The organism is Pajaroellobacter abortibovis (assembly GCF_001931505.1).
Taxonomy (GTDB): domain Bacteria; phylum Myxococcota_A; class Polyangia; order Polyangiales; family Polyangiaceae; genus Pajaroellobacter; species Pajaroellobacter abortibovis.
The window spans coordinates 280,034-292,444 of record NZ_CP016908.1 but is presented as its reverse complement, the minus strand read 5'-3'; the positions used below and the strand labels follow the sequence as shown (position 1 = coordinate 292,444).

The window sequence follows — 12,411 nt, the reverse complement described above, 5'->3', positions numbered from 1 at the left end:
CTTAGTAATCCCAAGGTCCATCAGCCTGACGAGCCACCTCCTCTCCTGAAGGAGATAAAGGGGATGCTTCTTCCCTCCCCTTCGGCAATTCAGAGGGGCTTTGACAAACCACCATCACCTTTTCGGGTTTTATATCCCGATGAACAACTCCCAGCTGATACGCATGAACGAGAGCATCCAGCACTTCAACCATAATGCATGCAGCCACTTCAGGCGGCAAAGGCTTTTGTTGGAGCAGTTGCTTTAGGGTTACCCCCTGGACCAGCTCCACAACTAAGTAACATTCTTGCTCATCTCATCCTCATCAGAGATATCGTAAGCCCCAACAATATTTGGGGGACATAGTTTCGTAACAGCTCTCGCTCCTAAAAAAAACGTTTGGTCACCTCTTTTGATTTTCGCAAATGAGGGTAAACCACTTTGACCGCAACTGGACGTCCCAACCGTTTATCTAGAGCTCAATAAACAGTCGTCATCCCCCCATGCCCAATCTCTTCAATCAGAGTATATCTCGCCAGATTCAGAAAAGAGCTAGGTACAGCACCTGAGGTTCTGGCATGCGACATGATTGATTATAGGCAACCGATACAAGAAAATTTAAAGAAGGTAAGCCCTGCTTACGGTGAACCGAAATGGCCAACAATTAAGGAAAAATTCATTTGATGCTGTATGAGCAATATCAACACATCAAATACAAGCATTTAATTCATGATGATAGAGATAAAATGCACTTTGTACAGGCCAAGCGGGAGCATTCTGTATCAAGCGAGACGCTTTTTGTTTTTTCCCTTTATCGATCGCTACAATAGCAGCTGCATAGCGCATCGCCCAATGGACAAGCGGAGACGCACGGGACGCGCGGACAAGCAACAACTCATCCATATCCTCACTCCGATGGGCAAATGCGCGAGCAAGCGCAGCCAATCCCTGGCGCAACCGAGTAATTCTGCGCCTTGCAAAAATACCTACCTTAGGAAGCGGGAGCTTTTCTAACTGCTCGGCTTTTTCTACAGCTGCCTGCCGTTGGCCTTCAAATGTATCGAGCAGCGTTTCAATAAACAGGCGTTGTTCCAAGGCTGCCTCCCAGGCAGGACCGTGCATAGCTCGCCGCAAAGCATCTCGACCCGCTTCAAGCCATCCATAAGCTGCATAAGCAGTAGCCGCCATTAGCGGGATCGTTGTTTCGGGATACAAAGCGCGCTGAATCGAGCTCTGCCAAGTTGCCAAGATATGCCTCACATCCCCTGAGAGCAAAAGACACCGCATGCGGTGTCGAGCAATAAGAGGAGGAACCATTAAAAAAAGTAGGAGGCCTATGAATAAGATGTAATAGTGATATTCTCCCCATGCAGAAGAATAGTTTACTAAATTGACTGGCATCACCATTACTTTTCCTCTTCGCTTGTCTCTTTTGCTTTTTCCTTCTCTATTCTATAATACTTCAAGTATGTATGAATGCGTATGTGCTTCACCGATGCCTCACGACCCTCTCACCAATATCATCCCCACAGGCTGCATAAAGAGATGCAAAATGCTCTGGTTCAAAGCGTGTCAACACTTCACGCTTAACCCCTTGAACCAGAACACCAGCATGAGGAGTCCTTTCTGACAGATTTCCACCAAAAGGCAAGAGCCCTTGAGATAAGTCAACAGCCCCTCCCTGCGAGAAGGAAGGAAAAAGCAACAGATACCGCATTCTGTAATTCCCCCACATTACCAAGTCAATCATAGCACATCAACTGTTCTAATGAATCACCTCGAATCGAACCCATTGATACGCTTTAAGTTCTCCTAAGTCCTTCAACATAGACCGAACCAAAATAGGGATGTCTTCAAGGCGCTGGCAAAGCGGAGGAAGTTCAACTTTGACCCGCGCAATTCGAGAATAAAAATCGCTGCGAAATGACCCCCGATTGATTTCCTGGACTAAATTCCTTCTGGTAGCCGCAATCACACGTGCATTGAACGGCTTACATGTGTTGGATCTAACGCTTTTAATCCTGCGCTCCGCGAGAGCTCGCAAGAGTTTAAGCTATACTTTAAGAGGTAATTCACCAATTTCATCAAGAAAGATGGTCCCCCCATCCGCATCTAGAGAAGGGGGATCAACGACCTTCGACAGCACCTGGTAAAAGCACCCCGTTCTTGTCTGAAGAGAATGGCTTCCGCAAGAGAAGATGGGATAGTGCCACAGTCGATCACAATGAATGAATTCGCGCTACGTGCACTCGCCTGATAAATAGCATGAGCGACGACTCCCTTCCATATCCTCGTTTCTCCCAGAATCAACGCTGTCAAGTGGGTAGGGGAGACTTTCAAGGCGATCAAAATCGCATGATCTTCGCACTGGCCCCCACAAAGGCTCCAAGTCCCACGCTCTCAGGAAGGGCAACATGCGTAATCTGAGACGGCACAAACTGGAGGAGCGTTTCTCCACACCGGTCATAGCCTCTTCTGTGAGATAGATTTCTCCTACTCAAATTGAACCAACAAAGAAACCATTGTTCGATGTGAGATCGCGAAGACAAACCCCCTGTTTTGTGGCCACCACCTCACAATGAGCTGCACTTACCTTTTTATCTTGTAGAACCAGATGACAAGCTTCATTTCGCCCGATGATTAGAGGCTCATCCCGGATCTCAAGAGGAGATAAGGCCGGCACTCTCCCTTTGATAACAGATAAGGCACCTTAATTTCCACCTGTGTCTCTTTGATCATGTAGGTAGAACTCACCGAGGACGTTGCTATGCCATCCATAGAATTCATAAATAACCATCGCTAAGATGTAATTTGTGTCGGCTCATCAACAAACTAAACTCCATTTTGTTGAAAGAGCCCATCTTTAAGGACAGCGATCTCTGTAATTGTAGGCCATGTTGCATGCCACGTCACGTTTTAAATGCATCCCAAGCAGAGTGAAATCGAGGTCATTCTTTCCACGCTCGGTCATCTGAGCAATAAAGTCCCGGAGAACAGAAGGCCAGTCGCACTCCGATGCCATGCAAAGAGAAGGGGCAGCACAGCTAAATTAAGAGCTGCCAAGATGCTAGCTGTTTCGCCTTCGAAAGGGAGTCTTCGCGTCAGCACTTGAAAAATCACAACCCTCAATGCATACAGATCAGCGCTGTGATCGACCTCAGTAAACTCTTCTTGTTGCTCCGTAGCCATATAGAAAAAACTCCAAAGAGTCGTTCCCAAATAGGTGAGAGGCATCTGGTGAATAGCTTGCGAAAGTTCAATCATCCTGGAAATCCCAAAGTCTAAAATATGCACCCGTTTGAACGAGCCTTCCTTCGTCCCGTTGTACTCTTCGCTTTTGAACTCTTCTGTTTCAAGAAAAAGATTGTTCGGTTTAATATCGCGATGAATGACTCCTGTACGGTGCGCACCCTTTAACTAACCCTTTAAAGCTTGCCTTCCACGAGGCGAACCACCTCATGAACAGGAAGCCAAGGACCGCGCGTAAGCCATTTATCTAACCCTTTTCCATAGAACCATCCAAGCGCCATCTAAAATATCCCATCTATTTTCCATGCCAGCGCTCAATCAACGAGAGACGTAAGGAGAGTGAATTGTGCAATAACTCCAGCTTCTCTTTTGAAGCAGGCGATTGAATCCACTCGACTCGAGGTAAGCTGTCGCAGGATTTTGAGAACGACAGGAGTTTCTGTATTTGTATTACCTTATAGACTTCACTGGTAGCCCCTTCCTCTATTTGATAATGTATTTCATAAAGGCCAGCCATTCCCTGCCCATTCAACAGCCTGGTTTGGTCACTCACAACATCGCCTCAAACCCCACACCATGCTTTTGCTAATGGAAATTGAGCATGCCAGCATTGACTAAACATCTTACTGCGATTCTAAAAGAAAACACTAATGCACGAATGAAGCATTCGTACCAAGAGATCAGATAAAAAAATGGATGGCAGGTCCATCGAGGATTGATGAATCATTGGAGTAAAATGTATGGGAATTTTTAGTCGTCTTGTTCAACTCATCAAATCAAATCTCAATGATCTACTCAGTCGGTCAGAAGATCCCGAGAAAATGCTCAATCAAATTGTGCTCGAAATGAGCACACAATTGATAGAAGCCAAGAAGAAGGTAGCGACTTCGATTGCAGATGAGCGACGGCTTTGGAAACAGTTAGAGCAAGAGAAGGCACAGGTTTCTGAGTGGGAACGCCGAGCAATGCTAGCGCTCAAAGCAGGGGACGAAGGGCTAGCAAAAGAAGCATTAGCCCGCAAGCGAGAACATGAAGAGCTGGCAAACACCTATCAGGAGCAACATACCAAGCAGAAAATAGCGGTAGAACAGCTCAAGAAAGCACTTCACGTGCTCAATGATAAAATCGAAGAGGCCAAACGGAAAAAGAACGTTCTTATCGCAAGGAAAAAGAGAGCCGATGCGCAACGTAGCATTCAAGAGACGATCAGTGGGCTCAAGGAGCCTGGTGCCTTTGAAACCTTCGAGCGAATGGCCACGAAAGTAGAACAAGCAGAAGCAGAAGCGGAGGCGCAAGCGGAGATTTCAGAAGAGTATGCAGGAGATAGTTTGGCTGCTCGGTTTACTAAACTGGAGAAAACAACAGGGACAGATGATGAACTGATCGCACTGAAGCGAAAGATAGGCTTGCTTCCTCCTGAAGAAGAGTCAACCGAGACCAAGCGCAGTCGCATCGAATCAATCTCAGAGCAAGACAGGAAAGCCCGAATCCTTGCTCCAGAAGCCAACAGTGAATTGACCAAGCAAGATGAGCTGACGGCTACTCTAGAAGAGCTAGAAAATGAGAAAAAACTACAACGCGGTCATAACTATTCCTAAACGAAGGTTCTTTTGCATCTAACCGATCATTCTCCTTTATCAACTGCTCATGACAATCCTTCCATCCATTTTCTACAAACTGACCCAGAGCAAGGGCTTTCCTCTAAAGAGGCACATCGAAGATGGACACAAGAAGGGCCCAACGCTCTCCCCACCCCTCTTCCTCATAATAAACTAGCCCTATTGTGGAGGCAATTTGTCAATCCACTTGTCCTCACCCTCCTGCTTGCGGCAGGCATCGCTTCTATTCATGGGTTCCATGCCCCCCAAGCCTCTTTCTTCATTCGCTTTGGGAACTCTTTCACGATCTTTTTGATTATTCTGCTCAACGCTCTGCTCGGCTTCTATCAAGAACAAAAAGCAGAAAATGCCATCCAGGCGCTTCAGCAGATGCAAACTCCTATCGCACGGGTTCGCAGGGATGGTCAGCTTCAGCAAATCGAAGCTTCGCAACTCGTCAGAGGAGATATTCTGGAGCTTGAAGCAGGCGACATTATACCAGCTGATATTCAACTCTTTCAAAACAACCATATTGCAGCCGACGAATCCGCTCTTACAGGGGAATCGTTCCCCGTTCCAAAAAAATCCTGCTCTCTCCAGGCGATCGCAGCAGCTTCTGTTGAATCCAAGCTGTTCTTAGGTACTCATCTCATCCAAGGCCGAGGGATCGGTATGGTGGTAGCCACGGGCACCCGCACTGAATTAGGTCAGCTAAGCGCACTGATTCGGCAAATTCCTCTTTTTCGAAAAACGCTACTCGAAGAAAAGCTAGAACACTTCGGGACTCGTGTGCTTTACGTATGTCTGAGCGTCAGTTTAGGGCTCTTTTTATCCGGTCTTTGGAAGGGGGCACATCCGTGGAGCGAGACCCTTCTTGAAGCTGTCAGCCTCGCTGTAGCCGCTATTCCAGAAGGATTACCCGCGATTGCAACAATCACTCTCGCGTTGGGCACACAGAGAATGGCCAAACAAGGGGCTATCGTTCGAAACTTAACAGCGATTGATACACTCGGAGCAATAACCGTTATCTGCACAGACAAAACAGGAACGTTGACGCAAAACGCTATGACTGTGCTTGAAATCGATGCAGGAGGAGAACACTATTCGGTTTCAGGAATAGGATACTCCAACGATGGCGCTATTCTCGGAGAGAACAACCACCCACTTTCCTCCCTCCCCAATCCCCTCCGCGCCCTACTCACCACCTGCAAAATGTGCAACCACGCGGTTATCCACGAAGTGAACCCAGGAGAATTTCAGCTAATCGGAGACCCAACTGAAGGGGCTCTCCTCACCCTCGTCAACAAGTCCAACCGAGCACTGCTATTCGACTGCAGCGAGTTCTCTATTGTCCAAGAATTTCCGTTCGATAGCGATCGGCGCCGTATGACTGTAATCGGTCTGGATGCAAAAGGGGACACCACCGCTTTTTGCAAAGGAAGTATCGACACGTTAATCCCTTCTTGTGATTTTTTGATGACTGACCAAGGTCAAGAGCCGTTAGAGGAAGCTACCCGAACAGCCATCTTCCAAAAAGCTGCAGAGATGAGCGCGCGCGCGCTTCGTGTATTGGCCATTGCAATCCGTCCCCTACCGACTTCTTCCGATATCCACTCTGCCACTGATATCGAACAAAAATTAACTTTCATTGGGTTCGTAGGGATGATGGATCCTCCCCGTCCAGACGTTGAAAAATCGCTCCAAATCTGTCGCGAGATTGGGATTAGAGTCATGATGATCACAGGGGATCACAAACTGACAGCACTCGCAATTGCTCATGAAATAGGATTGGAAACAGATCCTAACGCAATTGCCCTAACAGGGAGCGATCTCGCTTCGATGACTCAAGAAGACTTCGACAAGCAGGTTTCTCGAGTCAACATCTTTGCTCAAGTAACTGCATCTCAAAAATTACAGATCGTCAGAGCCCTTAAAAATCAACAACAGATCGTCGCGATGACAGGAGATGGCATCAACGATGCTCCTGCTTTGAGAGAAGCACATATTGGAATAGCGATGGGAAAATATGGGACCGACATCGCTCGAAAAGTCTCTGACTTGGTGATTCTCGACGATAGTTTTATGACGATGCTTGTTGCTCTCCAGGAAGGACGGACTATCTACAGCAACATTCAAAAGTGTGTTTTCTTCCTTCTCTCTTCGAATGCGGGCCTCTTTTTAGCTGTGGCTGTATCTTCTCTACAACCCACGCTGAAGCCTCTTACCCCTCTTATGATTTTATGGATTAATATCGTTACCAATGGACTTCCTGCACTCGCTTTGGGGATGGATCCTCCCGATCCAGAACGATTAAAAGGGCCTCCACGCAGTCCCCAGGATAGCCTTCTCAATCAACAAGCTTACTGGATGATTGCAATCGTAGGGCTCCTGATGGGGAGTTTAGCTCTATTGATTCAAGGAGAGCAAATCCGATTTCCCAATGTCGAATCTGATCCGAAAAAGATCCAAACGTTAACGTTTTCATTTCTCGCTTTAAGTCCTCTTTTCTATGCCCTGAGCTGCCGTTCTCTATCCACTCCTATGATACAGTTCAAGCCACTCTTCCTTTGGCCCCTTATCCTCGCAATCGCAATTAGTGGATGCATCCAAGCGCTTGCGATTTTCCTACCCCCCCTTCAGCTAATTTTTCAGACAAGCTCTCTCTCCCTCCAACCATGGTTGCTCCTTCTTGGATGCTCAGCAGCCATTATCCCTATGACAGAATTCTCAAAATTTTTTTTAAAAAAAAGCGGTTCATGCAATTAAGGACTGTACTCCTCATTGGGTTACTCGAAAGTCTAAGTCTAGAATGCACGACAAAACAGACACTACACGAAACAAGAAGAAAACACACAAAGCCACGTCAGCTACCTCCCCCACATGCTCCCTCTCTTTTGATCACAACCCCTCCCAAAACAGAGACAAAAGAGGCTAAACCTTTCTGGAAAGCAGATTCCATCCTACGTGCCCACCACTTAAAGAAAGGAGAACGACCCCCTCTTAAAGGGACATTCCAAAAATGGCCAGCCCCCGTACCAGCCCGCCACGTCCTTTCCTCCACACCTCAAAAATCCCTCCAATTTTCTGTCAGCTTTCAATACGACGAAGAGGCCATCTATCTAGCCAGCTCTGTCAAAGACAAAGAGTTTCTAAATACGTCTCCTATCCTCTTCCGAGAGGGATATCTCTCCTTACTTCTTACCTTCCCCTTAGCCGAAAAAACACTCGCGTTATATGAGCTCCCTTTAAAAGTATCTCCTGCCACCTCCACGAAAAATTCAACGTCCTCCATTCAGAAAAGCCCAACCATTCAAGGGATGGAACTATTCTCATTTCCCAATCCAGAAGGATACACACTCCATGCAGTGATTCCGTGGTCTAACTTTCCAGAAGCTACACTCACTCGCGTTGGACTTAAAGCAGCTATACGTTATCAAGCAATTAACCATGAAGGAACCACCTTTCTACTTCTAGCAACAGCAGACGGGGACGAACATTCACCTGAATCTCTCCCCCCTTTTCTCCTAGAATCGGAGCAGATTGTTTTTGATCAACTGCTTATTCCACGGGGTTTCGTCCACCAAACCCCAAGATACGATTTACTGGTCGACATCAGCGGAGACCCGCTTAAAGAAAAGATTTCTGTTTTTAACAATATACTTGTGATCTATGGTCCTCACTTTCAGCGGGGCCTTCAATTCTTCTCTCGAGAGCTAGAAGGAGAATTGATCCGATGCGAAGCACGGAATGTCACTAGACAGCAAAAGGGGGATCTAGTGCTCTACCTTCGACTCAAAAAAGAAGATAGAATCCACGAATGGGTCGAAATTTTGAGCTTTTTACAAGAAGCAATACCCACTACTTCATTTGCTCATGATGTTGCTATCATCCAGGGGAATCGACGACTGTCCAACGCAATCCGCATTTCACAAGGAGAGATCGAGGTCAGCTCTGAACCTTCCATTGAATGGTCCGCTTCTGCTGACCGAACCATTCCTTTGTTCTATCACGTCTCTCCCCTGCTTCTGCCTTGGGGAGAAATCCAGTCGCAAAAGTTTTACTTCAACGGAACCTCTTTTATTCCATCATCCCGCCCTTCTTCCAACCAAAAAAATCGGCCATCCACCCACCCCCTCTCTCAAAAACGCAAATAAACCGATGAATCAAAGCGGTCTTGTTCTATAGCTATGCCTTCACTCCATTACGCCCTTAGTCTCGCAGTCCGCCACATGTTCTCCAAGAAGAGAACATTTATATCGATTGGCACTTGGTTTTCCATTCTAGGCGTCGCTTTAGGAGTAGCTGCCTTAGCGATTGTGATGAGCGTCACAGGTGGATTTAAAGATCAATTCCGAGAAAAAGTGCTTGGAACGAACGCTCATGTACTGATCTTAAAATATTCAATAGAATTTCAAGAATATCATGAAATCATGAAAAGCGTAGAAAGTATCCCTGGAGTCATTGGGATCGCACCCTTTCTGATTAGTCCCATGATGATAACCCACCGTGAACGAACTGCAGCAAGTGTACTGCTCAAAGGGGTGGACCCCAATTTGATGCCCAACGTACTGGACCTCCCTAAACACATCGTTAAAGGGAACCTCAAAGAATTACGATATCCCGACGCAAAACCGCCTGATCGCACTGTCCACTCTTCCCCTTTTTCTTCCTCCTCAACCCAAAAGAGCAATTCCCTACCTTTCCCTCTTACTGGGGAGGAAAGTCAGCGTCCCCGAGCTTTTCTTAGTACCACACAAGAACAAATTACTTCAGAAGGCTCCGCTCCTTCTATAGCTTCTCCAAGTGCATTAGTCCTTAGAGATAACGTTCCAGATCCCTTGTGGCACATCATTCCTCCCCCTCCTCCGCCAAGCGGTAATATAGTTCCACAGGAGGGCTTCGACAGCATTCTACCCGAAGAAATCCTCTTAGATACAATACATCCCCCTATTGATGCTTGCTCTCAATCACCACAGAACATTCGATTGCCAGGGGTTGTCGTGGGGCATACTCTCGCCGAACAAATCAACGTAACAATTGGAGATTGTGCTCAAATCGCCTCCCCACCTTTAGATAGTTACTTCGGAGGCCATTTATCCTCTCCTATTGTTAAACAGTTTCGCGTAATCGCTATTTTCAATGCAGGTTTTGATCAATACGATTCGAGGTTTATTTACACTGATCTCTACGAAGCTCAAAAATTCTATGCGTACGGAGATAACGTTACCGGCATTGAGATTAAAGTGAACGATATTGAGCGAGCTCCTGCGATCGCAAAAGAGATCAGCAAAGCTTTAAATAGTAATATCTATCACACGATGGATTGGCATGAACTCAATCACAATCTCTTCACTGCGCTGATAATCCAACAAATCGGGATGAGCATCGTATTAGCCTTGATCATTATCGTAGCCACCTTCACAGTGGTAGCAACCCTCATCATGATTGTGCTCGACAAAAGAAAAGAAATTGCTTTGCTCAAAGCGATAGGAGCTAAAAACAGTATTATTTTGCGAATTTTTCTCTACCAAGGGCTCTTTATCGGAACGATGGGCACAGTGCTAGGCCTTATTTTAGGCGCCCTGATATGTAAAAGTCTCCTCGCTTTCGGATTTCCTCTCGATCCAAAAGTTTATTTTGTCTCGCAACTGCCTGTTAATCTCAGGATTAATGAATTTCTGATTGCAGGGAGTTTTGCACTTTCAATCTGCATCATAGCCACACTGTTCCCTGCTCTCTACGCAGCTAGACTCCAACCTTCCGATGGACTACGAGCAGACTAGAAAAAAAGATCGCAAGTGGGCCACACGCTTTGTACTGCTCTTCGCTGTCTTGGTTGCAGTCAGCATACTGGCCTATTTTACTCTCCGCACGACATTTCAGCTCGAAAAATTAAGGCGTCAGTCCGTTTTTGAAGCAACGCTAGAATTAGCAATGGAAAAGGCCAATCGATTGGATAAATTCATTTTAGAACAAGACAATGTAGCAATAACCGTAGCCATACCACCCGAGTCTGAACACCTCGTTAAACAGTGGCTTCCAACTGCACGGCGTGAAACTCCAACAATCCGATCGATCGCTATCTTCAATAATCTGTATCATTTGGTATCTTTTATTTCTCGCGATGACGAGCACTCTCAAGAAGAGGAGATGTTTCGCGCATTGCTCACCTACCAATTAATTCCAACCATCAAATCAAGTCATCCCCCTTCTGAACAACTGCAGCATTTATATGCAGAATACATAGGAAATAGGTATTTAATTAGTTATTGGAAGCAGCTCTATCGAGGAGAAAAATACCTGATCGCAGCTTGGCACGATATCAACCGAATTGTGAAAGAAACTCTGCCAGCACTCTATGCAGAAGCTACCAGTCCTTTCCCAAGCCGGGTTAACATCGTCGATGCAGCTGGGAAGATCATCTTCGGTCCTCCCCTACAAGGAGGAGAATTTATGGTAGGAGTTCACTTTCCGACCACACTTCCAAATTGGCAGCTTCAAGTATCTCCAACCGGAGCAGAAGAACTAACAAACCGCGTCCGGAATCGCAGATTGCTTGAACTCGCACTGGTTTTGTTATCCTTTGTTGTCACAGTTGCCGGAATCGGAACAATTCTTCTGAATGCAGAAAGAGAACGTCGAATCTCGATTTTAAAAGGGGAATTTGTGGCAAATGTAAGCCATGAATTAAAAACTCCATTAGCTCTTATCCGGATGTTCGGCGAGCTCCTTCAATCGGGCCGCATAACAAGTAAAAGTAAACGCCAACAGTACTTAGATATTATTGTCAGTGAAAGTGAACGGCTCTCTTCTTTGATTGAAAATGTGCTTGATTTTGCCCAAGTGGAAAAAGGTCGAACCTCTTACAATTTTCAATTGGAAGACGTAGGTGCTGTTGTGTTGCGAGCGGTCAACGTCTATCGCTATCGCGCAGAACAAGAGGGGGTTACTCTAACCGTAGATATTCAGGAAAATATTCCACACGCTTCTATCGATGAGCGAGCGATTCAACTGGTCATTATCAACTTGATAGATAATGCCATCAAATATGCACCAGGCGGCAAAATCATCACCATCAAAGTGGCTCAAGAAGATCCTCACCTTACGATTCGAGTTACCGATCAAGGACCAGGGATTCACCCAGAGGACAGGGAACGAATTTTTGAACGCTTCGTTCGAGGTAACCATTCTACTCTCCGCTATGGCCTGACCCAACAACCTGTTCGAGGAAGCGGCATCGGACTCGCTCTTGTCAATCACATCGCTCTCGCACACCACGGCAAGGCTTGGGTAGAGGGAGAGGTAGGTCAAGGAAGTACCTTTGTCCTAGCTATCCCCTGGGCTATTGATGAATCCTCTTCAACGACTCCCCCTGCAACAAAAAAAAGAGAGAAGCCATCAACTTCTCCTAGCCGTCTGTTAACAACCTGCTAAGCATACATCTAAGAATACATGTACTTGTTGACCACATCAGCTTGTGCGATATTCTTGCTTCAAGGAAAATTGAATCCATACGTTTTCAAACCAGCTCAATACGATCAGGTTAATGTCTACAAGTGGATCGATTCATATATTAACTGTAAAG

The 12,411-nt window shown here is 46.2% G+C and carries 11 protein-coding genes and 2 pseudogenes; 5 read left to right on the top strand and 8 right to left on the bottom strand.

Translation table 11 applies throughout. The features are described from left to right. Position 1: 1 nt before the first annotated feature. The 8 genes and pseudogenes from BCY86_RS10455 to BCY86_RS01435 form a co-directional block, all read right to left on the bottom strand. Positions 2-280: pseudogene (locus tag BCY86_RS10455) on the bottom strand (protein kinase domain-containing protein); the annotation flags it as partial. A 407-nt stretch (positions 281-687) separates the two neighbouring features. Continuing rightward, a complete protein-coding gene (locus tag BCY86_RS01465; RefSeq protein ID WP_156864976.1) occupies positions 688-1,380 on the bottom strand; it encodes a hypothetical protein in 693 nt (230 codons plus the stop codon). 88 nt (positions 1,381-1,468) lie between these two features. After that, positions 1,469-1,696: a hypothetical protein gene (locus BCY86_RS01460; RefSeq protein ID WP_156864975.1), complete on the bottom strand. Its 228-nt coding sequence runs from the start codon at positions 1,694-1,696 to the stop codon at positions 1,469-1,471. Positions 1,697-1,744: 48 nt separating this feature from the next. After that, the gene (locus tag BCY86_RS10450) at positions 1,745-2,023 is read right to left on the bottom strand and encodes a sigma 54-interacting transcriptional regulator (protein WP_075276134.1); all 279 of its coding nucleotides are present in this window, start codon (positions 2,021-2,023) and stop codon (positions 1,745-1,747) included. A 68-nt stretch (positions 2,024-2,091) separates the two neighbouring features. Next, positions 2,092-2,328 carry a sigma 54-interacting transcriptional regulator gene (locus BCY86_RS10445; protein WP_075276133.1) on the bottom strand — a complete coding sequence of 79 codons (237 nt, stop codon included), beginning with the start codon at positions 2,326-2,328 and terminating at the stop codon, positions 2,092-2,094. A 148-nt stretch (positions 2,329-2,476) separates the two neighbouring features. Further along, entirely contained in the window at positions 2,477-2,662 is a 186-nt protein-coding gene (locus BCY86_RS01445) for an FHA domain-containing protein (protein WP_075276132.1), read from the bottom strand. A 284-nt stretch (positions 2,663-2,946) separates the two neighbouring features. After that, positions 2,947-3,375 (bottom strand): annotated as a pseudogene (locus BCY86_RS01440) (protein kinase domain-containing protein); the annotation flags it as partial. A 148-nt stretch (positions 3,376-3,523) separates the two neighbouring features. After that, complete coding sequence (locus tag BCY86_RS01435) at positions 3,524-3,781, bottom strand: hypothetical protein (protein ID WP_075276131.1); 258 nt, start codon at positions 3,779-3,781, stop codon at positions 3,524-3,526. Positions 3,782-3,968: 187 nt separating this feature from the next. Between BCY86_RS01435 and BCY86_RS01430 the strand changes: the two genes are divergently transcribed. Genes BCY86_RS01430 through BCY86_RS01410 form a run of 5 tightly spaced genes read left to right on the top strand, consistent with a single transcriptional unit; the run spans position 3,969 to position 12,260 of the window. Next, on the top strand, positions 3,969-4,826 hold the full coding sequence (locus tag BCY86_RS01430; protein WP_075276130.1) for a PspA/IM30 family protein: 858 nt from the start codon (positions 3,969-3,971) through the stop codon (positions 4,824-4,826). A gap of 12 nt (positions 4,827-4,838) precedes the next feature. After that, the gene (locus tag BCY86_RS01425) at positions 4,839-7,592 is read left to right on the top strand and encodes a cation-translocating P-type ATPase (RefSeq protein ID WP_075276129.1); all 2,754 of its coding nucleotides are present in this window, start codon (positions 4,839-4,841) and stop codon (positions 7,590-7,592) included. Beyond that, a complete protein-coding gene (locus tag BCY86_RS01420) occupies positions 7,583-8,980 on the top strand; it encodes a hypothetical protein (RefSeq protein WP_075276128.1) in 1,398 nt (465 codons plus the stop codon). Before BCY86_RS01425 ends, BCY86_RS01420 begins: the two co-directional genes overlap by 10 nt. A gap of 33 nt (positions 8,981-9,013) precedes the next feature. Then, positions 9,014-10,609 carry an ABC transporter permease gene (locus BCY86_RS01415; RefSeq protein ID WP_075276127.1) on the top strand — a complete coding sequence of 532 codons (1,596 nt, stop codon included), beginning with the start codon at positions 9,014-9,016 and terminating at the stop codon, positions 10,607-10,609. Continuing rightward, positions 10,590-12,260, top strand: coding sequence for a sensor histidine kinase (locus BCY86_RS01410; protein WP_075276126.1), 1,671 nt, complete (start codon positions 10,590-10,592; stop codon positions 12,258-12,260). The genes BCY86_RS01415 and BCY86_RS01410 overlap by 20 nt, the downstream gene beginning before the upstream one ends. The last annotated feature ends 151 nt before the right edge of the window (positions 12,261-12,411 follow it).